A 25,204-nucleotide genomic window follows, 5' to 3' on the forward strand; every position below is an offset into this window, starting at 1 on the left:
CGCACAGCGATTGGCCGCCGACCCTGTGCCACTGAACAACGTCCAAGGACCTTCCCTCTATGTTCGAACTCGATCATGACCTGGCACAGGACATCGTCGACCGCACGATGGCCATCCTGCCCTACAACGTCAACGTCATGGACAGCCAGGGTCTGATCCTGGGCAGTGGCGAGCCGGAGCGCATCAACACCCGCCACGAAGGCGCGCAACTGGTGCTGGCCAACGGCCGGGTGGTGGAGATCGACGAGCCCACCGCACGCCAGCTCAAGGGGGTGCAGCCGGGGATCAACCTGCCGTTGCTGCACGACCAGCGGCTAATCGGCGTGCTGGGCATCACCGGCGATCCGGCGTTGCTGCGCACCTACGCCGAACTGGTGCGCATGACCGCCGAGATGCTGGTGAGCCAGCGCCACCAACAGGCCGAACAGCAATGGCGGCGCCAGCGTTGTGACGATCTGCTGGCCCTGCTGTTGAGCGACAGCGGCGACTCGCCACGGCTGGTGGATGAAGCTCGGCAGATGGGCCTCAAACCGCAATTGGCGCGCACCCCTTACCTGTTCGAACTGGCACCGGAGCAGCCCGTGGGGCAGGGCGTCGAGACCCTCAGCACCTGGCTGATGAGCCGCTACCCGGACAGCTGGTGCGTCAGTTCGTCAAAGACCTCCCTGCTCTGGTGTCGCCCGGCGAACTTCAGCCTGGACAACCCGCGCCTGCTGGAAAAACTCGACGGCCAGGGCTGGAACATCCTGCGGGTTGCCGTGGGCGGGCAGGCCGATGGCCTGGCCGGATTGCGCCGTTGCTATCGTCGGGTCGGCGACCTGTTGGCCTACGGCCGCGACCTGCTGCCGGACTCGCGCCTGCTGACCCTCAACCGCTACCGTCTGCCGGTGATGCTCTGGCGCCATCGCAACGACGACGCCCTGGACGAGTTGCTGACCCCGTTGCGCAAGGTGCTGGCCAAGGACAGCAACGGCCAGTTGCTGGCGACCTTGCGCAGCTGGTGCGACCACGATGGCCAGAGCCAGGCCTGCGCCGACGCCCTGGGCATCCACCGCAACAGCCTGCGCTACCGCATGGAGCGGATTGCCGAACTCAGCGGCGTCGACCCCTTGCGCCTGGACGGCATGCTGGCCCTGTACCTGGGGGTGCAATTGCTGCCCCCCAACACGGCTCAACACAATCCCCTGTAGCCGCTGCCGAGCCATGGCGAGGCTGCGCAAAGGCCCGCAGGGCCTTGCCTGGCAATCTCCCGTCAAACCTGCGTCGCCCTCAAGCCCCTCGCGAGCGCTCCGCGCCCGTTCGCAGCCTGCGGCAGCGGTTTCAACGCTAGGCGAGGCTGCGCCGTTGTAGCAATGAACAATAAAGCGCCCCCGGACTTGTGCAGCGGACCGGGGCCAGCGCCTGCGCCAAGTGGCAGCATGGCGGCACAAGAACCGGAGAACACCCCATGAAGATCATCATCGCCCCCGACTCGTTCAAGGACAGCCTGAGTGCCGCAGGCGTGGCCCAGGCCATTGCCCTGGGGCTGGCCGAGGTCTGGCCCGACGCCGAGCTACGTCAATGCCCGATGGCCGACGGCGGCGAGGGCACGGTGGAGTCGATTCTCGCCGCTTGTGACGGGCAGCTGCGCAGCCATCGGGTCCAGGGACCGCTGGGGGCGACGGTCGAAGCCCGCTGGGGCTGGCTGCCCCAGAGCCACACGGCAATCATTGAAATGGCCGAGGCCAGCGGCCTGCAATTACTGGCGCTGGACCAGCGCGATGCCTGCAACAGCAGCACCTTCGGTACAGGGGAACTGATCCTGGCCGCGCTGGAGGCCGGGGCCCAGCGCATCATCCTGGCCATCGGCGGCAGCGCCACCAACGACGGTGGCGCCGGTGCCCTGCAAGCCCTGGGTCTCAAATTGCTGGATCGCCAGGGTCAGGTACTGCCCCGGGGTGGTCTGGCCCTGGCTGATCTGGCCGGTATCGAGCTCGATGGCATGGACCCGCGTCTGGCCCAGGTACGTTTTGAAATCGCCGCCGACGTCAACAACCCGCTGTGTGGCGAGCACGGTGCCTCGGCGATCTTCGGCCCGCAGAAAGGTGCCTCGCCGCAACAGGTGCAAGCGCTGGACCGGGCCCTGGGGCACTTCGCCGACCTGTGTGCCCAGGTGTTGCCCAAGGACCTGCGTGACGAACCCGGCAGCGGCGCGGCGGGCGGCCTGGGGTTTGCCGCCAAGGCGTTCCTCGGCGCGCAATTTCGCCCGGGGGTGGAAGTGGTGGCGGAGCTGGTGGGCCTGGAACAGGCCATGCGCGGTGCCAATCTGGTGATTACCGGTGAGGGCCGCTTTGACGCCCAGACCCTGCGCGGCAAGACCCCCTTTGGCGTAGCGCGCATTGCCCGGGAGCAGGGCGTTCCGGTGATCGTGATTGCCGGCACCCTGGGCGAGGGTTACCAGCAGATGTACGCCCACGGCGTGGACGCAGCCTTCGCCCTGACCAGCGGCCCCATGAGCCTGGAGCAGGCCTGCCGCGAGGCCCCGCGCCTGCTGCGCGAACGCGCCGCCGACATCGCCCGCGTCTGGCGCTTGGCCCGCAACGCCCGCTAGATACTCGCTGGAGCTGGCTGGCCAGCGAAGTTCGTTAACCTGCGCGGGTGGTGGGCATATTCGTTGCTGCGGTAATGGCCGCTCAGGGTTTCGCTCTTACAGTGGCGGTTTGGGGTACATATCCATTTCCGCGGGTGCGGCGGCTGGCGGTTTCGCCCTTACGGCGAGTCACTTTGGGGCCCCAAAGTAACCAAAGGGCTTTGCCCCTCCACTCGGTGCCTCGCTGGGGCTCGGCATGCCCGAACTCCGGCATTGATCCGTGGGCCGCCGCCACCGGCCATCCATGGCCGGGTGGCGGCTAACCCGGCATCCCTGCCGGGTTACCCACGGCTCAATGCCTGCGTTCGGCCATCGTGGTTAACGGGGCGTTCAGATCAAGATCAAGATCAAGAGCCAGACGGCGGCCTTGCGGCCGGCCTGAAGCAGTGGGGACAGTGAGCTGGCTGGCCAGCGAAGAGGCTACCAGCCAGCGTTCGTCAGTAAACCCCGCCTTCGCTGGTAGGGGTGTCCAGGGTCTTGTACTGGCCGGCCAGGCTCTGCAAGCCTTTCATCAGGACCGTGGTATCTACGCCCACCGCAACAAAATTCGCCCCCAGTTCGATGCAGCGCCGGGCCAGACGCTGATCGGCACTGAGAATCCCCGCGGCCTTGCCCGCCTGACGAATCCGCACGATGGCGTCTTCAATCGCGGCCACCACCTCGGGGTGCCCGGGGTTACCGCGCTGGCCCATGGCCGCCGACAGATCCGCCGGGCCGATAAACACGCCGTCGACTCCGTCCACCGCGAGAATCTCATCCAGGTTGCGCAGGCCTTCGAGGTTCTCGATCTGCACCAGCAGGCACATCTGCTCGTCCGCCTGATCCAGGTAGCCGGCGATGCTGTTCCAGCGCGATGCCCGGGCCAGGGCGCTGCCGACCCCGCGCACCCCCAGCGGCGGATAGTGCATGGCGCGCACCAGCTGACGTGCCTGTTCGGCGCTTTCCACCATGGGAATCAGCAGGGTCTGGGTGCCGATGTCCAGCAGTTGCTTGATCAGCGCGGTATCGCCAATGGGCGGGCGGATGATGCCCTGGGCTGCGTAGGGCGCGATGGCCTGCAGCTGCGCCAGCAGGCTGCGCAGATCGTTGGGCGCGTGTTCGCCGTCCAGCACCAGCCAGTCGAAACCGGCGTTGGCCGCCAGCTCGGCGCAGTAGCCGTCGGCCAACCCCAGCCACAGGCCGATCTGCGGTTCGCTGTGTTGCAGTCGTTGTTTGAACAGGTTCAGAGGCATGTCCATGGCTGTCTCCTCAGACAAAGCGGCAGGCAATGCTGCCCAACTGATCGTAGTCCACGTGGAAGACATCCCCGGGACGGGCGGCCACCGGGCGCGTGAAGGAGCCGCCGAGAATGATCTGCCCGGCTTCCAGGCCGACGTCGTAGGCCGCCAGCTTGTTGGCCAGCCAGGCCACGCCCTTGGCCGGGTGGTTGAGTACCGCGGCAGACACCCCGGACTCCTCGATCACGCCATTGCGGTAGAGCACCGCCGGCACCTTGCGCAGGTCCACATCCCCTGGGCGCACGGCGCGGCCGCCCATTACCACCCCGGCGTTGGCGGCGTTGTCGGAAATGGTGTCGAACACCTTGCGCGTGGCCTGGGTCTGCGGGTCCACTTGCTGGATGCGCGCGTCGATGATCTCCAGGGCCGGGATCACCCAGTCGGTGGCGTCCAGCACATCGAACAGCGTGCAGTGGGGGCCTTTCAGGGGTTTGCCGAGGATGAACGCCAGCTCCACCTCGACCCGCGGCACGATAAAGCGCTGGAAGGGAATGTCCGTGCCTTCATCGAACAGCATGTCGTCCAGCAAGGCGCCGAAATCCGGCTCGGTGATGTTCGACGATACCTGCATCGCCCGGGACGTCAGGCCGATCTTGTGGCCCACCAGCTTGCGGCCGTCGCGGATCTTCTGCTCCACCCAGCTGCGCTGGATGGCGTAGGCATCCTCGATGCTGATGTCGGGGTATTGCAGGGACAACTGGCCGATCTGTTCGCGGCTGCGTTCGGCGGCATTGAGGCGCGCGGCGGCTTCTTGGATATCCGAAGGGCTGAGCATGGTTATTTCTCCCGAGGGTTGACGATATGGGCTGGCACCCGCAGCACCAGCCAGGCGCCCAGGGCGATCAGCAGGGCCAGGGCATAGAGGGCGAGGCTGGCGCTTTGGGTGGCGTCGCGCACCACGCCGATCAGGTAGGGCGCGAGGAAGGCGGCCACACTGCCGAAGGAACTGATCAGGGCAATACCCGCGGCCTGGGTGCTGCTGGCGAGAAAGGCCGGCGGCAACTGCCAGAACATCGGCAGCGCGGCGCTGGCGCCCATGCCCGCCACCAACAGGCCGAACATCACCAGCCACGGGTCGCCCGGGGCCAGCCCGGTGAGAGTCAGGCCGAGGCTGGACATCAATAGCGGTATCGCCAAATGCCAGCGGCGCTCGCGCAGGCGGTCCGAAGAACGGCCAACGCCGAGCATGAACAGGCAACCGGCCAGATAGGGCAGGGCGCTGAGCAGGCCGACGTTGCTGTCCCGGGCGATGCCGGCGTGGTGGATCAGGGTCGGCATCCAGAAGGCGATGGTGTTCACCGCCAGCATCACCGCGAAGTAGATGCACACCAGCAGCCAGACATGGCGCTCCGTGAGGATGTCGCTGAAGCGGTTGATGGACTTGCGCTGTTCTTCCTGTTGCAGCGCCTGCAACAGCTGGGTTTTCTGCGCCGGGGTCAGCCAGTTCACCTGCTCGATGCTTTCCGGCAGGGCCTTGAGCACCACTAGACCCAGCAACACCACGGGCAAGCCTTCGATGAGGAACATCCATTGCCAGCCGCGTAGGCCGCCGAAGTCGTGGAAGCTTTCCAGAATCCACCCCGACAAGGGCCCGCCAATCACTCCGGCCATGGGCACGGCGATGGCGAACAGCGCGGTGACCTGACCGCGGCGGCTGGCCGGGTACCAGCGGTTGAGCAGCACCAGGATGCCGGGGAAGAAACCCACCTCGGCGACCCCCAGCAGAAAGCGCAGCACATAGAAGCCCCAGGCGCTGTCGACCAGCATCAGGGCACTGGACAGCAGGCCCCAGACCAGCATCAGCAAGGCGATCCAGCGCCGTGGCCCGACCCGCTCCAGGGCCAGGTTGCTGGGCACCCCGAACAGCGCGTAGGCCACGAAGAACAGCCCGGCGCCGAGGCCGTAGACGCTGTCGCTGAAGCCCAGGTCCTGGGTCATCTGCAACTTGGCGAAGCCGATATTGATGCGGTCCAGGTGGGCGAAGATGTAGCAGACGAACAACAGCGGCATCAGCCGCCAGGTGATCTTGCGATAGCAGTCGTTGACCTCGGCCACAGGAGCCTCGGCGATTGCGGGATGGGACATGGGGAGATCTCGTTATTGTTCTTGTGTGGGTCGGCTTGCCAGCGAAGTCTGCCTAGGGGCTGGCGCCTGGCTTGCGGGCCTGTTCTCTGGCAAGCCAGCTCCTACGGGTGGCATGGGCGTTGTGCAGGAGCCGGCTTGCCGGCGAAAGGGCCGGCACAATGCTCAGGCCTGTCCGCGCAGGAACTCATGCACGTTGTTGTGCTTGAAGTTCAGCTCGGCCTCCAGCTCGCTCATCTCGAACGACAGGGCCAGCAAGCGCTGGGCCTGCAGCGTGGCGAAGTGGGCCTTGATGATGTCGAACAGCCCCTCGGCCACTTGGCGCCGGGTGGCCAAGTCACGACCGGCACCCACTTGCAGGCGCATATGGACAAAGGCGTAGTCGTGCTTGCCATCGGCCATGCGCCAGGTGTCCAGGCGTACCCCGCGGCTGCGAATGCCCCCAAGGGGAAACACGCCCGTGGCGCCCAGGTAGTCATGAACCTTGCTGAACAGCCCTGGCAGATCGGCGGCCTGTTCGATGTTGTCGGTGTACTCAGCGATGAAATGCGGCACGGGAAGTCTCCTTGGGAGGCAGCGGCAAGCGTCAAGCTGCAAGCCACAAGAGCGGACTCCTGTGACTTGAGGCTGGTGGCTTGGCACTGCGTTCGATTGTGTCTTGCAGCGAGTGGCTGGAACTTGCCGCTGCTTCTAGAAGATGGCGTTGATCTGGCCGGTGCCGGAGCTGCCGAACAGCGGCGTGATGATCTCCGCCGGGCGCTGGTGTTCCGGCCCGCCCAGCAGCCCCAGGAGCATTGCCGTGTCGTGCATGCCGCCTTCGCCATGGCAACTGGTGGCGTAGTCCGGGAGCATGGCGCAGAACTCGCGAAAGCGACCCTGCTGCCACAGCTCCACCACCCGCTGGTCCACCTGCTTGTCGAATTCCCGGGTCCAGTTGTGGATGTTGGCCTCGGCTTCGCGGTCGTTGGAGAAACGGTGGGACAGCGAGCCGGACGCCAGCACCAGGACCTTGCGCTCGCTCTTTTCAATCGCCCGGCGCACGGCGGCGCCGAAGGTGAAGCTGTCCTCCAGCTTGTGCCAGGCGCACCAGGCGGCGATGGACACCACCTTGAAATGCTCGGCGGCGGGCACGTCCATGTGCATGTAGCGCATGGGCACCAGGGTGCCGTACTCCAGCTCCAGGCTGGGGATGTTGTGGGCCAGGGTGCGCACGTCGGCGGCGTTGGCCTCGGCGGCGATCAGCTCCCCCAGCTCCGGGCAGCCCTGGTAGTCGTAGGTCATGTTCTTGATGAAGTGCGGCAGCTCGTTGCTGGTGTAGGTGCCGTTGAAGGCTTCACCACAGTTGATGTGGTAACCGCTGTTGACCAGCCAGTGCACATCGAACACCACCGCGGTGTCGGCCCCCAGCGCCCGGGCGCGGCGAGCAATTTCCTTGTGCCCGGCAATGGCCGCCTCACGGCAGCCGTGGTGCTTGCCCGGCAGTTCGGACAGGTACATCGATGGAACGTGGCAGACCTTGGCGGCCATGACGACTTCGCCCATGGTGCTTCTCCTGAAACATCTTCTTGTTGGCGTGATCCGGGACGGTTGTAAACCTTACACGCCCCAGCGCGGGATGTGATGGCTGCCCATGGAGAGGCAGACGTTCTTGATCTCGGCAAACACTTCGAAGCTGTATTCGCCGCCTTCGCGGCCGGTGCCCGAGCCCTTGACGCCACCGAAGGGCTGGCGCAGGTCGCGGACGTTCTGGCTGTTGATGAACACCATGCCGGCCTCGATACCCCGGGCCAGGCGATGGGCCTTGCCGATGTCCTGGGTCCAGATGTAGGAGGCCAGGCCGTACTCGGTGTCGTTGGCCAGCTGCAGGGCCTGGGCCTCGTCCTTGAACGGGATCAGGCACACCACCGGGCCGAAGATCTCTTCCTGGGCGATGCGCATCCGGTTGTCCACGTCGGCGAATACCGTGGGCTGGATGAACTGCCCGCGGGCCAGGTGCGCCGGCAGGTTGGCCGGACGTTCCAGGCCGCCGGCCAGCAGGGTCGCGCCTTCTTCCAGGCCGATGCGGATGTAGCCGGTGACCTTGTCGTAGTGGGCCTGGGTGATCATCGAGCCGACCTGGGTCTTGGGGTCCTGCGGGTCACCGACGATCAGGCGCTTGGCCCGGGCGGCGAACTCCTTGACGAACTGCGGGTAGACGCTTTCCTGGATGAAGATCCGGCTGCCGGCGGTGCAGCGTTCGCCGTTCAGGGAAAAGATGGTGAACAGCGCGGCGTCCAGGGCCCGTTCCAGGTCGGCGTCCTCGAAGATCAGCACCGGCGACTTGCCCCCCAGTTCCATGGAGTACTTCTTCAGGCCAGCGGTCTGCATGATCTTCCTGCCGGTGGCGGTGCCGCCGGTGAAGGAGATCGCCCGCACGTCCGGGTGGCGCACCAGGGCATCGCCGGCGGTGGCGCCGTAACCCTGGACGATGTTCAGCACCCCGGCGGGAATCCCGGCTTCCACCGCCAGCCGGCCCAGCTCGTTGGCGGTCAGCGGCGACAGTTCACTCATCTTCAGCACCGCGGTGTTGCCCAGGGCCAGGCAGGGCGCGGTCTTCCAGGTGGCGGTCATGAACGGCACGTTCCACGGCGACACCAGGGCGCACACGCCCACCGGCTGGTACAGGGTGTAGTTGAGCATCTGGTCGTCCACCGGATAGCTGTGGCCATCCATGCGGGTGCAGACCTCGGCGAAGAAGTCGAAGTTGTGCGAGGCCCGGGGAATCAGCACGTTGCGGGTCTGGTGGATCGGCAGGCCGGTGTCCAGGGTTTCCAGCTCTGCCAGGTGCGGCACGTTCTCCTCGATCAGCGCACCCAGGCGGCGCATCAATCGCGCCCGCTCCTTGGCCGGGGTATTGGCCCATTTCGGAAAGGCGTCCTTGGCCGCCGCTACCGCCTGGGCGATTTCCTCGGCGCCGCCGCTGGCCACCTCGCCAATGGCTTCGCCGGTGGCGGGGTTGTAGTTGGTGAACACTTCACGGCTTTCGACTTCGCGGCCGTTGATCCAGTGCTTGATCATTTATGCGTGCTCCTTGGCCACGGCGGTGGGCTCTGGGTGGGCGTGATGGGCGAAGAATTCGCTTTCGCTGACGATACGGTTGACCAGCCGGCCAATGCCTTCGATCTCCACCACCACCTCATCGCCGGGCACTACATCGCTGAGGCCTTCGGGGGTGCCGGTGGCGATCATGTCGCCCGGTTGCAGGGTCATGAAGCTGGACAGGTATTCGATCAGGTAGGGGATGTCGAAGATCATGTCGGCGGTGCTGCCTTGCTGGCGCAGTTCGCCGTTGACCCAGGTGCGCAGGGTCAGCTTGTTGGGCTCGGGCACCTCGGCGGCGTCGATGATCCACGGGCCCACCGGGGTGGTGGCGTCGCGGTTCTTCACCCGCAGGTTGGGCCGGTAGTAGTTCTCCAGGTAATCGCGGATCGCGTAGTCGTTGCACAGGGTGTAGCCGGCCAGGTAGTCCAGGGCGTCCTCGCGCTTGACGTTGCGCGCGGTCTTGCCGATCACCGCCACCAGCTCGCACTCGTAGTGCATGTAGGCGACGTTGTCCGGGCGCCAGGTCACCTGCTTGTGGCCGGTGTAGGTGCCCGGCGACTTGATGAACACCAGGGGCTCGGTGGGCGGCGTGAAGGCCAGCTCCGCGGCGTGGTCGGCGTAGTTCAGGCCCAGGGCGAACAGGGTGCCGGTGGCCGGTGGCAGCCACTGCACCTGGTCTTCGGCCAGGACCCGGCCGTCCTCCAGTTGCAGGGTGTTGGGGCCGGTGACCCGAGCGTCGTGGACCTGGCCCTGATAGCGGATGCGCGCGTGTTTCATGTCGGTTCCTTATTCGGCAACGATGCTGTTGGCCAGACGGCCCAGGCCGCTGATCTGTACTTCGACCCGGTCGCCGGGCCGCACATCGACCCGGCCTTCGGGAGTGCCGGTGATCAGCACGTCTCCGGCATGCAGGGTCATGAATTCGCTGATCTCGGCAATCAGCTGGGGGATGTTGCGCACCAGGTTGGCGGTGCTGTTGTGCTGCACCCGCTCGCCGTTGACGAACAGCTCCAGGCTCAGGTCGTGGGGATCGCTGATCTGGGCGGCCGGCACCAGCTGCGGGCCGATGGCGCAGAAGCCGTCACGGCATTTGGCCTTGACTGCCGGGCGGTAGTAGCTGTCTTCCGGCAGGCTGAACTCGTTGACGATGGTGTAGCCGGCCACATGCTCCAGGGCGTTTTCCAGGCTCACCCGGCTGGCACGCTTGCCGATCACCACCCCCAGGGCCGGGCCCGGTTGCAGGCGTTCGACGTCCTTGGGAAACACCACCGGTGCTTCATGGCTGTTGCGGGTGTTGGGCGTCTTGATGAACAGCACCGGCTTCACCGGAGGCTTCTGGTAGGGCGGCTGGGTGAAGCTTTGCAGATGGCTCTGCAGCAACCCCTGGTAGTTCAGCGCAACGCCGAACAGGGTGCCGCCGGCGTGATCGTTCAGTGCACGGCTCATCGAGCGTCTCCTGGTTCCTGGTGTGGGGCCCCGCAGTGCGCTTGCCGCTGGCGGGGTGAATTCGTTAATGTATTAACGTTATATTTAATATGTTAATGATCGTCAAGCGCCAGCCTGAACGATTGCGTCTTGCCCTGGCGGGCCAGCCGCGAATCGCGCAGGATGCCAACGCTCTGCGTGCTGAAAAATAAAAAACAGAAGGGTGCCATGAACCCACGTCAACCCATTCCCAACATCAACATCGGCCAGGTCTACGATCAGCGCTACGCCGATGCCCAGGTGCATTACGACAAGCTCAGCAACCTCGCCGGCTTCTTCGGGCGCAACATGCCGGTGCACCGCCACGACCGTTTTTTCCAGGTGCATTACGTGCAAAGCGGCGCGGTGCGGGTCTATCTGGACGACCAGCAGTACCTGGAGTCGGGACCGATGTTCTTCCTCACTCCGCCGACCATTCCCCATGCCTTCGTCACCGAGGCCGACAGCGAGGGCCACGTGCTCACCGTGCGCCAGCAGTTGGTGTGGGAGCTGATCGGCGCCGATCCGACGCTGGCCCCCGCGCCGCTGGTGCCACCGGCCTGCGTGGCCCTGGCGCGGCTGGGGCCGCAGTTCGCCGGCGAGGTGCGGCGCCTGGAGTGCCTGTTCCATGAGTTGCAGCAGGAAATCGCCGGGCAGGACGCGGGGCGCGAGCCGGCCCTGGAGGCCCTGACCCGGCTGCTGATGATCAGCCTGCTCAGGCTGTCGGCCAACTCCCTCAAGGCCCGTCCGGCGCGCCACGAAGACCTGCAGATCTTCCACCGCTTCAACGAGCTGATCGAGGCCCGCTACCTGGAGCACTGGCCCCTGGCGCGCTACGCCAGCGCCCTGGGGGTCACCGAAGCGCGGCTCAACGATGTCTGCCGACGCATTGCCGACCTGCCGTCCAAGCGCCTGGTGTACGAGCGCCTGATGCAGGAGTCCAAGCGCCTGCTGCTGTTCACCGCCAGTTCGGTGAATGAAATCTGCTACCAGCTGGGCTTCAAGGACCCGGCCTATTTCAGCCGCTTCTTCCAGCGTTACGCCAAGACCGCGCCGGGGGAATACCGCGCGCGCCAGGGCCAGACCAACCCGCCAGGGGCCGACGCGCCAGGCCCTTGAGCGCTGGCGCCGGGCCGTTCGGCGCGGCGGCGATGCCTCGCCCCGGGGCGCTGGCGATGGCGGTATTCGAACCTGGGCGAGCGTGGCAGAATCCGCGCCTTTGTCTGACCAGGAGCGTCGTCATGCTGCGTCCCGCTGTGCTGTCTTTGCTGGTGCTTGGCGCCGCTCCCTGCCTGGCCCAGGAGCTTCCGGAACTGACCCCGCTGTGGGTGCAGCAGCAGGGCTGGATCAGCGCCTGCGACAACCGCCGCGACTGCCAGCTGCTCTACACGCCGAACATCGGGTTTGCCGAGCCGGTCAACCACCTGACCCTGATCATCCGCAGCCAGGCCGGTCCCGAAGGCCGGCTGCAGCTGCAACTGGAGCACCAGGGCGCGCCTATCGAGCCCAACGTGCTGCGCCTGGACGGCCGCCCGCTGGAGCCCGCCTTGCTGGCGGCGCTGGTGCAGGAAGTGGAAGCCCCCGACAGTACCCGGCAGCAGCAGTATTACCGGGTTGACGATCAGGCCCTGGCCCGGCAATGGCTGGCGCGGTTGCGCAGCGGGCAGGTGCTGGAACTGCCGGGGGCGCAACCGGCCCGGGTGCTTCTGACCGGGCTGGCCGAATTGCTGCAACAGGTCGATCAGGTGCAGCACCGCCAGGGCACGCTCAGCGCCCTGGCCACGCCCGGCGAACAACCGGCCAGCGCGGTGCCCAGGGTCCAGGCGGCCCCGGCGCTGCGCCCCTATCCCGGGGTGACGCCGCTCAGTGCCCGGGAGCGCAGGGGGCTGCGGGCGGCGGTGCAGAAAACACTCCCTCCGCCCAAGTCGGAAGAGGACGACGACTACGTCATGCCTGCGCGCATCGAGCTCTATCCGCTGACGGCGCAGCAGGCGCTGGTGTTCGAGTTCTCCGACTGCGGCGCCTATATCTGCCTGTTCGACATCAGCAGCCGCTCGCGCACCGCGCCCTATGCGCTACAGCCCCTGCTGATGCAGGCATTGCCGGACGGCAGCGTCGACCATACTGGCGGCATCAACTATGACCCCGAAACCGGGACGCTCAGCAGTTTCCTCATGGGCCGCGGGATCGGCGACTGCGGGGAAATGGCCAGCTGGCACTTCGACGGCCAGGCCTTCCAGCTCACCGACTACCGGCGCATGCCCAATTGCAGTGGCCTGGGCTATGACAACTGGCCGGTGCTCTGGAGTGCCGAGGCGCCGAAGCGCCCCTGAACCCTGGCCTCAGGCGCACGCGTGGCCCTGGGGCTCGGCGCTCGGCTGTGCCAGTGACGAGCCCAGCAGCAGGTCGGCGGCCTTTTCCCCGATCATGATCGCCGCCGCGTTGGTGTTGCCGGTGATCAGGCTCGGCATGATCGAGGCGTCCGCCACCCGCAGTCCCTGCAGGCCGTGGACCCGCAGTTGATCGTCGACCACCGCCAGTTCGTCATGGCCCATCTTGCAGCTGCCCACCGGGTGGAACACCGTGCCCAGGTGCTGGCGGATCCATTGCTCGATCTGCTCCTGGCTCTGCACCTGCGGACCGGGCAGCAGTTCGCCCTTGAGGCGCCGGGAGAAGGCCCGGGTCGCAGCCAGCTGGCGCACCAGGCGCAAGCCGGCCACCAGTTTGCGCAAGTCTTCCGGGTGGCTGAGAAAGTTGGCCTCGATCAGCGGTTTGTCGTGGGGATCGGCGGAGTTCAGGCGCACTCGACCTCGGCTTTGCGGATGCATCACCGCCACATGCAGGCTGATGCCATGGCCCACGGGAATCAGGCGCCGGGGCTGGTTCTTCAGGGCCGGGGCGACGATCAGCCCCAGTTCCGGCACCGGGTCTTCGGGCGTAAGGCGCAGAAAGGCCCCGGACTCCACGGTGTTCGACGTCAGCGGGCCCTGGCGCCGGGTCAGGTATTGCCAGGGCGAACGGGCCAGGGGCAACAGGCCCTTGGGCGAAAGACCGTAGCCCAGCTCCGGGTCGCTGCGGTACATCAGCACGATGTCCTGGTGGTCCTGCAGGTTCAGGCCGACCCCGGGCAACGGGTGGCGCGGCAGGATGCCGTGGGATTTCAGTTCCTCCGCCGGGCCGATGCCGGAGAGCAGCAGCAACTGCGGCGAGTTGATCGCCCCGGCGCAGAGGATCACTTCCCGGCGCGCCTGCAATTGCCGGACCTCGCCGTTCTGGCTGATCTCCACGCCGCTGGCGCGAGTGCCTTGCAGCAGCACCCGGTGGGTCAGGGTGTTGCTCAGCACGGTCAGGTTCGGCCGCTGCAGGATCGGGTGCAGGAAGGCCCGGGCCGCGCTGCAACGCTCGCCGTTGACCTGGGTGACATGGAAGGGCCCGAAGCCTTCCTGTTCCGGGCCGTTGAAATCCGGGTTGTAGCGCCAGCCCAGCTCCGTGGCCGCCTCATAGAACACCTGGTTGACCGGGCTCGGGCTGCGCTGCTCGGCGACGTTGAGCTCGCCGTGCTGGCCGTGCCAGGGCGAGTCGCCCGGTTCGAAATGCTCCGAACGCTTGAAATAGGGCAGCAGTTCGTCATGGCTCCAGCCCTGGTTGCCGGCAGCGGCCCAGCGGTCGAAGTCCTGGCGATGACCACGTATGTAGATCATGCCGTTGATGGCGCTGGAGCCGCCCCAGACCCGGCCGCGGGGGCAGGGGATCGGCACGTCGCCGCTGGCGGCCTGGGCGCTGAATTGATGCATCCAGTTCCAGCGCGGGTTGGCGATCAGGCGGATGATCCCCGCCGGTGTACGCACATAGGCCGCCGGCAGCAGGCTGCGGTCGCTGGGGCCAGCCTCGATCAGGCACACCTGAAGCTTGGGATCGGCGGACAACCGGTTGGCCAGCACGCAACCGGCGGAGCCGGCGCCGACCACGATGTAGTCGAAGGTTTGCGTGGGGTGTTCAGTCATGGGGATACCTCTTTGGGCAGTCACAGAAATCCATCTCACAGCCCCAGCAGCGAGCCGAGGTCGAGGGTCACTTGCAGGCCGACGACAAAGCCGTTGCCGCTCAGCTCGCGGGCTTCGGGGTTGTAGAAATTGTCCGGGTTGATCAGGTACTGAACGCTGGGTTCCACCGCCAGTTGCCGGGTCAGGGCGATGTGGGCGTTGGCTTCCAGGGCATAGACATTGCGCTCGCCCAGGCGCGGATCGCCGCCGTTGGCGGTCCGTGCCTGTTGCTGGAAGCGCAGTTGGTGATCGTTGAGGCGCAGGTAGCTGGCCTTGAGGTTGAGCTTGTCCCGGGGCCGGTCGAAGGGCGCCAGATAGGTCAGCCCGGCTTCGGCGAACTGGCTGAAGGGCTGTTTGTCGTCGGCCGCCGCCGACAGCGAACCGAACAGCAGCAAGGCCTGGGGCGCGGTGCCGGTGCCGGCGTCGGCGCGCCATAGTGCCTGCTGGAACTTGAAGAAGGCGCCGCCGCTGCCGAATGCGGTGGCCCCGGTCAGCGGATCCACCTGTTTGGAGGTGTTGTAGTAGCCGTTGAGCTCGTAGTGGGCGCTGTAGGCCTCTTGGTTCTGACGGCCGAGGCCCAGCAGCAGGCTGGTGCCGCTGGCGTCGTCGGTGCTGAAATCCAGGCCCTTGCGCTCCTTCAGGTAGTCCACCGGGTTGGACTCGAAGGCGCCGCCGTGCACGTACCACTGGGGCGTCAGCCGGTACTTCAGGTAGCCGCCCCAACTGCCGTAGGGCGGCGGCAGGGTGCCGGTGGAAGAGTCGATGATCGGGTCGTTGCAGGTGACGGTGCTTTCGCAGTTGTAGATATAGAAATAGCGCCGCGCGTTGGTCCGCCCCAGGCTCAGGTCGACCCGGCCGTCGAGCCAGGTCTGCTGGTAGGTCAACAGGCTCAACTGGTGGCTGGTGAGGTCGTTGTGGATCGGCGCGCCGCCAAAGTAGCTGCCGGCGGCGCCTTGCCAGTTGCGTGAGGTGGGCACGCCGGTCTGCTGGTCGAGGATGAACAGGGTCTGTTCGACGTGCAGCGCCGCGCCGTCGAGGCCGGCGAAGGTCCCCAGGTCGATATCGACGCCGACGAACAGATCGCCGCTGTTGCCGAAGCTGTGGGGCCGCGGGCCGGTATCGAGGTTCTTCATCGCCAGGCTGAGAAACTGCACATGGGGCGTAATGCCCCGGTCGGCCAGGTAGTCGCCCAACCCGGACAGTGGCCCGCTGCGGGGCGCAGCCGGGGCATCGGCGAAGCCATCAAGGGGCAGCAGCAAGGCTGCCAACAGCGGGCACAGCGCACAGGAAGCATTCATGTCGGGTACTCGTTTCTTGTTGTTTTTGTCTTGAGTGTTGAAAGCGATGGGTCAGGCCTCGGCCAGGGCCGGCGTCGGGTTGATCAGCACCTTGATCTGACTCTTGTCGTGCAACAGCGCCTCGAAGCCCTGTTCCACCGCCTGCTCCAGGGCCAGGCAGCGGGTCACCAGCCGCGACAGGTCCAGGCGTCCGCTGGCCAGCAGCTCGATCAGTTCGGGGTACACATGGCGGTAGCCGACGCTGCTGAGCAGGCGCAGTTCGTGGTTCACCAGGTGGAAGGCGTCGACCTGCACTTGGCCCATCAGGCCCACCAGCACGGCCTCACCGCCCTTGCGCAGGCAGTGCAGGGCATGGCTCAGGGTCTGCTGGGTGCCGGCGGCCTCAAAGGCTGAGTCGAGGCCGCCGTCGCTCAGTTGCCGCAGGCGCTCCTGCAACTGTGGGTCGGCGCCGTCCAGGGCGGCGCTGGCGCCGAATTCCAGGGCCAGGCGCCGGCGCTCGGGGTCCAGGTCCACGGCGTAGATGCGCTCCACGCCCCGTAACCGTGCCAGCAGGACCAGCAACAGGCCGATGGGCCCCAGCCCGAACACCACGCAACTGTCGCCGGCCAGCAGGCTGCTCTGGTTCAGGGCGTGGTAGGCCACCGCCGCCGGCTCCAGCACGGCGGCCTGCTTGAAGCTGACGCGCTCTGGCAGCCGGTGCAGCATGTAGGCGGGCACCAGGGCCTGCTCGGCAAAACCGCCGTCGCCCATCAGGCCGATAAAGCCCATGGACTCACAGAGGTTGTACTGGCCCATGCGGCAGTATTGGCATTCGCCGCAGCGATACTCCGGCTCCACGGCCACCCGTTGCCCCAGCAGGCTCGGATCGACACCGGGGCCCAGGGCCACCACCTGACCGCAGAACTCATGGCCCAGGGTCAGTGGCGCCCGGCAGCCGGACAGCGGGTGGGCCGCGTGCTGGGGAATCGAGTGCGGCCCGTCGGCGTACTCATGCAGGTCGCTGCCGCAGATACCGCAGTAGGCGACCTGCAACAGGACTTCCCCGGGGCCGGGCTGGCGCAGTTGCACCTGGCTCAGGCGCAGGTCCCGGGCGGCGTGCCAACGCAGTGCGTTCATGGCTGGTTTCCTTGCAGGACAGAGGAGGTGTGCTGGCGCTGTTGACGGGCCAGCAGCGCCGGAGCGGTTTCCTTGAGAAACAGCGCCAGTACCGCTGCCAGCAAGGCGCCGCCACAGGACATCCACATGACGATGGACAGGCCGAAGCGGTCGGCGGCGAACCCGGCGATGGTCGGGGCGACGAAGCCGCCCACCAGCTCGCCGATGCCCATGATCAGGCCCAGGGCCGTGGCCATGACTTCACGGGGCACGGTTTCCGCCGGAATGGTGGCCATGAACAGGGTGAAGCAGCCCAGGCCGGTGTAGGTCAGCAGCATCAGCCCGCCGAGCATCCAGGGCGAAGACGCATAGAGCAGGGCCATGGGGCAGCAGGCGGCGATCAGCGAGAACAGCACCAGGGTCGGTCGCCGGCCGATGCGATCGGAGATCGCCGGCACGCCGAAGCCCCAGAGCACCCAGGCGCCGCCCAGGCAGCTCATCACCGTGCCCATGCTGGCCGGGCTGTAGTCGCGGACCTTGACCAGAAAGGTCGGGGTGAAGGAAATCAGAATGATGAACCAGGTCAGGAACACGCAGCTGATCAGGGTGCAGAGCACGATGTTGCGGCTTTTCAGCAAGGCCAGCCGATGTCCGCTGCCCTTGCTCGGTGCGGCGTTGGTTCGGGATTCGCTCCGTGGCGGGTCCGGGTGCACGTAGCGCCAGATCAGCAGGGCGATCAGCAGGCCGGGAACCAGCGAGAGGATGAAAGCGTGGCGCCAGCCATAGGCTTCGGCCAGGGCGATCAGCAGCGGCGGGCCGATCACCGCCCCCAGCAGCCCGGCCGCCGAGCCTTGTAGCAGGCCCATGTTCAGGCCCCGGCGCTGGGGCGATGAAGCCTCCACCATCAAGGATTGCGACAAGGGCAGGATTGGCCCTTCGGCCAGCCCCATGATGGCGCGAAACAACAGCAGGCTGAGGAAGCCGGTGACCAGCCCGGAGAGGGCCGAGCACAGGGAAAACAGGATCACCGCGACAATCAGCAGCGGCTTGCGCACGCCACGGCGGTCCGACCAGGCGCCCACCAGGGCACCGGACACCGCCCAGGCCAGGGCCAGCACCGACGACAGCATGCCCAGGTGGCGGTTGCTCAATTGTAGTTCGTCGGCCATGAACGGGAACAGGAAGGACAGCGCCAGACGATCGAAAAAGACAAAGCCGAAGGTCAGGAACAGCACCCCGAGCAAGGTGTTCTGGTAACTGGCCTTGTTGTTTTTATAAGCCATGGTGGTTCTCCAAAGGAGGTGTGAGCGGCGCAGGTCAGCGAAACAGGGTGTCGATATGGGCCGCGCCCAGGCCGATCTTTTCGTAGTGTTCGCGACACAGGGCGATGTAGGAGTGCACGTCGAAATAACCGTCGGGCTCACCCTGTTGGTCGAGCCAGATCAAAGGGCCCTTGACGATGAAGAACACCCGCATCGGTTGCTCGTGCTCGTAGGCCACCAGGGTGTGGCCTTCGCCCGGGGTTTCGTAGACGAAGTCGCCGGCGCTGGCCGTCCATTCGTGCTCCAGGTAGCCCCACTTGCCGGACAGGGTGTAGGCGAAGACTTCGTGAGGGTGGTAGTGGCGGTTGACCAGCCCGGCGCTGCGGGCCATGAGGATGTCGCACCAGCGGTTCTCGCTGGGGGAAATCCACAGCGGTCGCGACGACACGGTTTCGGTGAAGGGCACGTACAGGCTCAGGTCGTCGCTGGCGGCATTCGGCAGGTAGACCTCGGGCTTGGCGTCGGGCTTGAAACAGTGGGCGATGGGCTGCAGGTCTTTCCAGAACTCACGGGTGGCGGCTTCAGGCATGGTCGACCTCGATTGTTGTGATAGGGGGGGCGTCATGGGGATGACTGAGGCGACTTTAGGCCTACGGCTGGACGCCGGTTTGATTGAATCGGACCGATTTGTTGTCTGTTTCGGACGGGGATTTTTCCTACCGAAAATAGCGAGGTGACGAGGCCGTTCCGGCGAACGGCTCTCACTGCGTTTCAAGTTGACAGGCTATATGGTTCAGATGTTAATGAATGGCCGCAGCCCGCAGATCATGCGGCCCCAGGTGCCCGGACACAGCCTTGCCGTCCGGGGAATATCCAGCCGCCCATGAGAAGAACAACAATGTCTCCATGCGCCTTGCTCGAAACCCGGCACGCCAGCACCCAGGCGGTCGACCCGGATCACCGCCTGAGCTTCTGGGAGGACTACAACGCCAGCACCCTGGTGGGGCTCAAGTGCAACTCCTACGCCGACGACGGTTTCACCGCCCGCCAGGACAACCTGCAGTTGGGGGCCATGCGCCTGGCGCGCATCGTGGGCAATGAACACGTGGTGGAACGCGATACGTCGATGATCCGCGGTGTACCCAAGGATTCGATCTTCGTGTCCCTGGTCACCGGCAGCGGTTCGTTCTTCTATCAGGACGGCGCCTGTCAGGTGCTGGAACCTGGGGAGCTGGTGGTCTACCGCACCGACAAGCCTTACCTGTTCGGCTTCTGCGGGGCGATGCGCCAGTTCATTTTCGACATTCCCCAGGAGCAGTTTGCCGAGCGCTGCCTGAAGCGTTTCGACCGGACGCTGAAGATCAGCGTGCACAGCGCAGTTCAGCGCTTGCTGTTGCGCACCCTTGGCGAGCGCACCCGGACGTTTTTCCAGCAGCCGCTGTGTGGCGAGGCCGAGACCTACCAGGAACAGGCCTTCGAACTGCTGGCCAGCATCATCGCCGGGCAGGTTGGAGAACGGCCCATCAATGCCCTGAGTGCTTCCTACCTGCTGGCGGCCAAACAGTGCATTCATGAACAGTTGGGGGACCCGGCCCTGAGCTGCGAACGGGTCGCGGCCCAGACCGGCATTTCTACCCGGCACCTGGCCCGGCTGTTCGCCATGGAGAACACCGTGCCCAGCCGCTTCATCCTGGAAAAACGCCTGCAGCAGGCCCGCCAGCTGCTTTGCAGCAGCCAGGGGGCAAGCCTGGACATCAGTGAAATCGCCTACCGTCATGGCTTTGTCAGCCAGGCGCATTTTGCCCGGGCGTTCAAGGCCCGTTATCAGCAGACACCCAGTGAGGCCCGGGCCCTGGAGCCGTTATAGCCAGGGCATTGCCCGCGGTGCTTCAGTCCGCCGGTTCCGTCGGCGGCGTGCTCCCGGCGGACCCGTATCCGGGTGGCGCAGCCTGTTCGGAACCGCGACGCAGTGCGGCCAGGCCGCAGCTGTGCAACAGATCGTCCAGCGCTTCCTTGGCGGTATCGGCTACGGTGGTTTCCCTTGGGCCGGGGGGAGGTTCGTGAAGTTGTGCCGCTTGCTGCAACAGGCGGGCGCGGGCCCTCTGCCAGAAGTAGATCTCGTCGAGGTATTGCTTGGTCTTGCGGTCCATGGACATCTCCTTTGTCTCAGCGGATAGGCAAGCCCCCGATCAGTGGGAAATCCCGGCAACCGGGGATAGCGGGCAAGCAGACGGACAGGCCCCGGCGCACGACACACCCGATCCCGAAGGCAAAGGCGCGTTGCTACGGCACGCGAGAGTTCTTCCTGGGGTGAACGGCGAAAAAACGGACCCGTGGGTCAGGTTATTGAGGAGAGAATAGAAAACCTTTGGCCATCGTCAGGGCGAATGTGCCGGAGGGCTGCGCGAGGCAGCAGGCAGAGGAGCGGGGGGACGGGGCTCGGGCCACGGCCATTGGCGTGGCGCAATAACGCGTGCGAGAGCTGATAAGGCAGGCAGTGGCTGATGTCCGGCGTCAGGCCGCTGAACATCAGTCCTGGGAGGGCGCCGGGTGGGTCAGCGAGCGGCGGTCGCTATGGCCACGGCCTGACGGTCCAGCAACTGGCGCTGAAAGGCCGTGAAGTCCTGCTTGGGCTGCTGCTGGCGCACGAACTCCAGCATCGGGTCCTGGACCGCGGTACGGATGCCCGACAGTGCTTCCAGGGTCGCCAGCCCGCAAAAAGGCACATAGGCCTCGGAGTAGCCGCCTTCGTGCACCAGTACCAGGCGTCCCCGGCACAGGCGTTCGGCAGCGTCGCGCAGGCACTGGGTCATCTCGCGGAAGGAGTCGCTGTGCAGCAGCATCCGCGCCAATGGGTCCACGGCGTTGGCGTCATAGCCGCAGGCGACGATGATCAGCTCGGGCTCGAAGCGTTCCAGGGCCGGCACCACGATGCGCTGCATGGCGTACAGGTAGGCATCATGGCCACCACCGGGCAGCAGCGGGACGTTGATGTTGCAGCCCAGGCCAGCGCCGCGGCCACGCTCGTGCTCACCGCCGTAACCCGGTGGAAAGCAGCCGTCCTGGTGCAGGGACAGGGTCAACACGTCGGCCCGCTCTTCGTAGATCGACTGGGTGCCGTTGCCGTGGTGCACGTCCCAGTCGATGACCGCTACCTTGCCCAGGCCATGGCGGACCTTGGCGGCCTCGATGGCAATGGCGATGTTGGCCAGGAAGCAGAAGCCCATGGCCTGGTCGCGGGTGCAGTGGTGTCCCGGTGGACGGGACAGCGAGTAGGCGTTGTCGGCTTCACCGCTGAGCACGGCGTCCACGGCGGCCAGGGCCAGCCCGGCGGACAGCTTGGCGATTTCATAGCTGCCGGGTCCCACAGGCGCCTCGTCGCCCAGTTGACCACCGCCGGCATCGCTCAAGGCCTTGAAACGTTGCAGGTAGGCGGCACTGTGGACCCGTAGCAGATCGTCCTCGGTGGCCGCAGGGGCACTGCGCAGATGCAACTGACGGGTCAGTCCGCAGACATCCATCAGGCTTTTCAGCCGGCGCTTGGTTTCCGGTGATTCAGCATGCCCCGCGGCAGACGGCGGCTGGACCCAGCCGCCTACCGGGAGCGTCAGGACGTGGGGGCTGCCGCTGTGCCACAGGCAGCGTTCATCGAAGAAAAAAGCCGTTCTACAGGTCATGGTGATATCCATTTTTCAAGGAAAGTGTTGTTCAAGGACGCGGCGGTGCTGCCCGCTGGCCGTCATCGCCCCTGGGGCTGGGAAGGGGCCTGGAGGGCGGGCCGGCAACTGAGTACCAGCGCCAGGGACAGCAAAGTGATGACGGCCCCCCCCAGCAACAGGCCCTGGAAGCCGCCGCTGCTTTCGATCAGGCGCCCGGCCAGGGTCGGGCCTATGGCCAGGCCGGCGCTGATCACCAGATTGGAGGCGTTCATCAAGCGCCCGCTGCGATCCATCTCGGCCATGCGCGCCAGGATCAGCGGCAGGATGAAGGTCCAGGTGAACTTGAACACCAGCGCCGCCAGCGCGAAGCGCGCCAGCTGCGGCTGGCCCAGAAGCGCCAGCACCGAACCCGCCATCAGGCCGTAGCCCAGCAGGAGCAGGGCGCTGCGGGGCAGGCGGTCACCGAACAGGGTGGCGCACAACGCGCCGACGATGCCCATCAAGGTGGCGATGGCCAGGATGTCGCCGTTGGTCTGCGCCGAGAGGCCGGACTGGCTGCCGATGGCGCCGATGAAGGTCCAGACCCCGCTGAGGCTGATGTAGAAGGTGAGGATGCCGAGTATTCCCAGGCTCGCCTTGAGCCAGGAGATCGCTGGGGCTTGCGCGGCATCGGCGGCCGGGCGCGCAGCGCCTGCTGGAAAACAGCGGGCCAGGGGCAGGCACAGGGTCATCAGCAGCGCCAGGATCAGGTAGCAGGCGCCCAGGCCGAAGCGTTGGAAGAGCATGGGCAACAGGCTCAGGCCGACCGCGCCCAGCACCAGCTGGCCCATCACCCAGAAGCCGTAGGCCCGACTGGGACTGGGGCTGGCGGCGGCGCTGGCCAGGCAGATGATCATCAGCGAGCCGCCTGCCAGGGCGCTGCCAAAGCGCGCCATCAGCAACAATGAATAGTCGTGGGCCAGCATCGACAGCAGGTTGGCAACGATGAACAGCACGGCGCTGCACAGTGCGGCGCGCCGCCAGTCGATGTGTTTCAGCCACCAGATGGCCGGCAACGTGGCCAGGCTCATGGCTCCCAGTTCGGCAGAGAACAGGTCGCCGATCTGTGTGGGGCTCAAGTGCCACTGGCTGGCCAGTTGGGCGGCGATGGCCGGGGCCATCAGCAGTACCGCGGGAGTGATGGCGGCGAACAGCACGATGGCGGCCAGCAGCCCCAGGGGGTGGCGAGCAGCTGGCGCGGTGGCGCTCAAAACGGCGTTCTGGGTGTTCATGGACAGGCTCCAAAGGCAAGGGGTTCAGAACACGTGGACCAGGCGCAGCAAGGCGTCGGTGCCGGCAAAACCGTTATCGGTGGCGACGTTCTGCGACAGGCTGAACATCAGCTGGTTGCGCTTGTCCAGCCAGTGCCCGACCTCGAATCCGGCCTGGGTGTAGCGCTTGTGGGTGTCGTTGATCCGTCGGTCGTTGATCCGCAGTTCGCCGCCATCGGCGTGGATCAGGCGCAGGGCGCCGTAGGTAGCAGGGGTGAAGTTGTAGGAGGCGAAGGCTTGCAGGCGATAGAGCGGGTCCTGTTTCAGGTCGCTGCCGAAATAGTCGTCGTTGGTGCCGTACAACTGGGCTTCGAGGTTGGCCTCCAGCACCCATTTTTCCCCCAGGCCCTGGGTGTAGTTGTAGACAAAGGTCGCGCCCCAGCGATTGGCCCCCGGGGAGACGTCCGGGTTGCGGCTGTGGTACTCGCCCAGCGGCAGCGTGACCAGGGTCAACAGGCCGCTGTAGGTGCGGGTTTGCGGCTGGTTGATGAAAAACAGCGTGCCCCCCACCTGAGGATCACCGAAACCGCTCTCACCGGTATGGCGTTCGGCGCCGGGCAAGCGAGCGCTGATGTCGGCCAAGGGCACGATGAACTGTGGGGTGCACAGGGTGCCGCACAGGTCGCTGAAGAACACCTGGCGGTAGGCCATGGCATTGACTCGCAGCTCGGCCTTGCCGCTGCTGTCGGCCGGGCCGTGAAAGTCGCCGGCACGGGTGGCCGGGAGGTACAGCACCCCCAGGCGGGTGCCCACGGGGGCGGCGAAGAAGTCCCGGGCGTTGAGGTCCGCGGCGTTGAGCGACAGGCTGGCCAGGGTGCCAGCCAGGGCCAGGGTGGTGCGGGTAATGAGCCTTGTCATGGGCGGTGCGTCTCTTGTTGGAGTTGTTGTTCGGCGAAGGGCTCGCCGGCACACGGCAGTGGGGCAAAAAAAGGGCAAAGGCTGCCCGTGGCCGTCAAATACGACGGCGTAAATCAGCGCAGGTCAGGGGGTGGGGTCAGTCGGGCGGGGCGTGGAGCAACTGGGCGATGCGCGCCTTGTCCTTGACCCCGAGCTTGCTGTAGATGGCGCGGATGTGATGACGCACGGTGTTGGGCGACATGCCCAGGTCCCGAGCCACTTCCTTGTAGGTCTTGCCATCACCGAAGCACTGGGCGACGGCGTTTTCCCGGGGGCTGAGCTTGGGCAGCAGGCTGCGGCTGCGGGCCGCCAGCAGGTACAGGTCGCCCACGGCCGAGCAGTCGATCTGCAGGCGCTTACCCTCGAAACCGTTGCCATCGAGCTTCATGGGCAGTTGCGGACCGTTCCACTGCGGCCATTCATGCAGCAGCAGATCGACAAAACCGCGCTCGGCGCACTGCAGCACACCGCGCTGGTCGCACACGGCCAGGGCCAGATTGCGCGGGCGGGTGAGTTTCTCGCGCATGGCCACCAGGGTGCGGATCTGATTGGCCGACACCGCTGCCACCAGGTGCAGCATCAGGTTGTTCAGCACATGGCAGTCGTCCCGGGTAAAGGCCGGGGCGCCAGGGGCACGGTACAGGGCCAGGTGGTTGCTCAGTTGGGTATGGGGATCGATGTGCACCACGCATAGCAGCTCGCCGATGTTGTACTGGCGCCCCAGCCAGTTGAGTCCGGGGCCGTTGTGCGGATCGGCCATGTCGACGATCACCGCCCGTCCCGGCACTTCGTGCACCCGGTTCACGGTGACGTCGATGTGGCGGATCGATTGCCAGTCCGCCAGGTAGCTCGGTGGCAGGCGGTACAGGTAGCAACTGTGTTCATCCGGCAAGCCGTCGACCAATGCGGCGCGGCCCCACCAGGCACTGTCGAAGGGCAAGAGTTTGCAGATGCGCGCCAGGGCATGCTGGTGAAGGTTTTCGATGTCCTTGTTCTGCGCCAGTTGCTGCAGTTCCAGGGTCAGCTCGCTGAAGGCCTGCAACAGGCTGGCCGGAGCGTGATCGAGTCGGTTCATGGGTCTGTACCTCTGTGCGACGTTGTTATTGT

At 66.0% G+C, this 25,204-nt stretch carries 23 protein-coding genes; 5 read left to right on the forward strand and 18 right to left on the reverse strand.

Annotation, left to right across the window (positions count from 1 at the left end; genetic code table 11):
• Positions 1–59 precede the first annotated feature (59 nt).
• Positions 60–1,190 (forward strand): sugar diacid recognition domain-containing protein, encoded by a 1,131-nt coding sequence (locus J5M73_RS24550; RefSeq protein ID WP_115580239.1) that lies wholly within the window; start codon positions 60–62, stop codon positions 1,188–1,190.
• 257 nt (positions 1,191–1,447) lie between these two features.
• Positions 1,448–2,590 carry a glycerate kinase gene (locus tag J5M73_RS24555; protein WP_102863276.1) on the forward strand — a complete coding sequence of 381 codons (1,143 nt, stop codon included), beginning with the start codon at positions 1,448–1,450 and terminating at the stop codon, positions 2,588–2,590.
• Between the two features lie 476 nt (positions 2,591–3,066).
• Here the strand turns inward: J5M73_RS24555 and hpaI are convergent, their stop codons facing one another.
• The 8 genes from hpaI to J5M73_RS24595 all read right to left on the reverse strand — a co-directional run bounded on the left by hpaI (position 3,067) and on the right by J5M73_RS24595 (position 10,515).
• Positions 3,067–3,867: a 4-hydroxy-2-oxoheptanedioate aldolase gene (gene hpaI / locus J5M73_RS24560; protein WP_207816300.1), complete on the reverse strand. Its 801-nt coding sequence runs from the start codon at positions 3,865–3,867 to the stop codon at positions 3,067–3,069.
• 10 nt (positions 3,868–3,877) lie between these two features.
• Positions 3,878–4,681, reverse strand: a complete 804-nt coding sequence (hpaH, locus tag J5M73_RS24565) for a 2-oxo-hept-4-ene-1,7-dioate hydratase (protein ID WP_102863279.1) — start codon at positions 4,679–4,681, stop codon at positions 3,878–3,880.
• 2 nt (positions 4,682–4,683) lie between these two features.
• Positions 4,684–5,991, reverse strand: a complete 1,308-nt coding sequence (locus tag J5M73_RS24570) for an MFS transporter (protein ID WP_207816301.1) — start codon at positions 5,989–5,991, stop codon at positions 4,684–4,686.
• 162 nt (positions 5,992–6,153) lie between these two features.
• Positions 6,154–6,543 (reverse strand): 5-carboxymethyl-2-hydroxymuconate Delta-isomerase, encoded by a 390-nt coding sequence (locus J5M73_RS24575; protein WP_102863281.1) that lies wholly within the window; start codon positions 6,541–6,543, stop codon positions 6,154–6,156.
• A 135-nt stretch (positions 6,544–6,678) separates the two neighbouring features.
• Positions 6,679–7,530 carry a 3,4-dihydroxyphenylacetate 2,3-dioxygenase gene (hpaD, locus tag J5M73_RS24580; RefSeq protein ID WP_102863282.1) on the reverse strand — a complete coding sequence of 284 codons (852 nt, stop codon included), beginning with the start codon at positions 7,528–7,530 and terminating at the stop codon, positions 6,679–6,681.
• Between the two features lie 54 nt (positions 7,531–7,584).
• Positions 7,585–9,045 carry a 5-carboxymethyl-2-hydroxymuconate semialdehyde dehydrogenase gene (gene hpaE, locus J5M73_RS24585; RefSeq protein ID WP_102863283.1) on the reverse strand — a complete coding sequence of 487 codons (1,461 nt, stop codon included), beginning with the start codon at positions 9,043–9,045 and terminating at the stop codon, positions 7,585–7,587.
• Complete coding sequence (locus J5M73_RS24590; RefSeq protein ID WP_102863284.1) at positions 9,046–9,846, reverse strand: fumarylacetoacetate hydrolase family protein; 801 nt, start codon at positions 9,844–9,846, stop codon at positions 9,046–9,048.
• A gap of 9 nt (positions 9,847–9,855) precedes the next feature.
• The gene (locus J5M73_RS24595) at positions 9,856–10,515 is read right to left on the reverse strand and encodes a fumarylacetoacetate hydrolase family protein (RefSeq protein ID WP_102863285.1); all 660 of its coding nucleotides are present in this window, start codon (positions 10,513–10,515) and stop codon (positions 9,856–9,858) included.
• A 207-nt stretch (positions 10,516–10,722) separates the two neighbouring features.
• On the opposite strand from J5M73_RS24595, the gene hpaA reads away from it, so the two are divergent.
• Positions 10,723–11,652, forward strand: a complete 930-nt coding sequence (gene hpaA, locus J5M73_RS24600; RefSeq protein WP_102863286.1) for a 4-hydroxyphenylacetate catabolism regulatory protein HpaA — start codon at positions 10,723–10,725, stop codon at positions 11,650–11,652.
• 122 nt (positions 11,653–11,774) lie between these two features.
• Entirely contained in the window at positions 11,775–12,866 is a 1,092-nt protein-coding gene (locus tag J5M73_RS24605; RefSeq protein WP_207816302.1) for a DUF1176 domain-containing protein, read from the forward strand.
• Positions 12,867–12,875: 9 nt separating this feature from the next.
• Here the strand turns inward: J5M73_RS24605 and J5M73_RS24610 are convergent, their stop codons facing one another.
• From J5M73_RS24610 to J5M73_RS24630, 5 genes are read right to left on the reverse strand one after another with little or no spacing between them, the layout of a single operon-like run.
• Positions 12,876–14,537: a GMC family oxidoreductase N-terminal domain-containing protein gene (locus J5M73_RS24610; RefSeq protein WP_102863288.1), complete on the reverse strand. Its 1,662-nt coding sequence runs from the start codon at positions 14,535–14,537 to the stop codon at positions 12,876–12,878.
• 35 nt (positions 14,538–14,572) lie between these two features.
• On the reverse strand, positions 14,573–15,874 hold the full coding sequence (locus tag J5M73_RS24615; protein ID WP_102863289.1) for a carbohydrate porin: 1,302 nt from the start codon (positions 15,872–15,874) through the stop codon (positions 14,573–14,575).
• A gap of 51 nt (positions 15,875–15,925) precedes the next feature.
• Positions 15,926–16,990 (reverse strand): 2,3-butanediol dehydrogenase, encoded by a 1,065-nt coding sequence (locus tag J5M73_RS24620; RefSeq protein WP_102863290.1) that lies wholly within the window; start codon positions 16,988–16,990, stop codon positions 15,926–15,928.
• Positions 16,987–18,252: an MFS transporter gene (locus J5M73_RS24625; RefSeq protein WP_102863291.1), complete on the reverse strand. Its 1,266-nt coding sequence runs from the start codon at positions 18,250–18,252 to the stop codon at positions 16,987–16,989. Before J5M73_RS24625 ends, J5M73_RS24620 begins: the two co-directional genes overlap by 4 nt.
• A 34-nt stretch (positions 18,253–18,286) precedes the next feature.
• Complete coding sequence (locus J5M73_RS24630; protein ID WP_060839573.1) at positions 18,287–18,820, reverse strand: 2,4'-dihydroxyacetophenone dioxygenase family protein; 534 nt, start codon at positions 18,818–18,820, stop codon at positions 18,287–18,289.
• A 309-nt stretch (positions 18,821–19,129) separates the two neighbouring features.
• On the opposite strand from J5M73_RS24630, the gene J5M73_RS24635 reads away from it, so the two are divergent.
• Positions 19,130–20,098, forward strand: a complete 969-nt coding sequence (locus J5M73_RS24635) for a helix-turn-helix domain-containing protein (RefSeq protein ID WP_102863292.1) — start codon at positions 19,130–19,132, stop codon at positions 20,096–20,098.
• A 22-nt stretch (positions 20,099–20,120) separates the two neighbouring features.
• Here J5M73_RS24635 and J5M73_RS24640 read toward each other — a convergent pair whose 3' ends face one another.
• From J5M73_RS24640 to J5M73_RS24660, 5 genes are all read right to left on the reverse strand, one after another.
• On the reverse strand, positions 20,121–20,381 hold the full coding sequence (locus J5M73_RS24640) for a hypothetical protein (protein WP_102863293.1): 261 nt from the start codon (positions 20,379–20,381) through the stop codon (positions 20,121–20,123).
• A 405-nt stretch (positions 20,382–20,786) separates the two neighbouring features.
• Positions 20,787–21,908: a class II histone deacetylase gene (locus J5M73_RS24645; RefSeq protein WP_180988571.1), complete on the reverse strand. Its 1,122-nt coding sequence runs from the start codon at positions 21,906–21,908 to the stop codon at positions 20,787–20,789.
• A 62-nt stretch (positions 21,909–21,970) separates the two neighbouring features.
• A complete protein-coding gene (locus J5M73_RS24650) occupies positions 21,971–23,161 on the reverse strand; it encodes an MFS transporter (protein ID WP_102863295.1) in 1,191 nt (396 codons plus the stop codon).
• 24 nt (positions 23,162–23,185) lie between these two features.
• Positions 23,186–24,058, reverse strand: coding sequence for a transporter (locus tag J5M73_RS24655; protein WP_102863296.1), 873 nt, complete (start codon positions 24,056–24,058; stop codon positions 23,186–23,188).
• Between the two features lie 136 nt (positions 24,059–24,194).
• Complete coding sequence (locus J5M73_RS24660) at positions 24,195–25,172, reverse strand: helix-turn-helix transcriptional regulator (protein ID WP_102863297.1); 978 nt, start codon at positions 25,170–25,172, stop codon at positions 24,195–24,197.
• Between the last annotated feature and the right edge of the window lie 32 nt (positions 25,173–25,204).

The sequence above is a fragment of the Pseudomonas sp. 50_B genome (assembly GCF_017491625.1).
GTDB classification, from domain to species: Bacteria; Pseudomonadota; Gammaproteobacteria; order Pseudomonadales; family Pseudomonadaceae; genus Aquipseudomonas; species Aquipseudomonas danubii.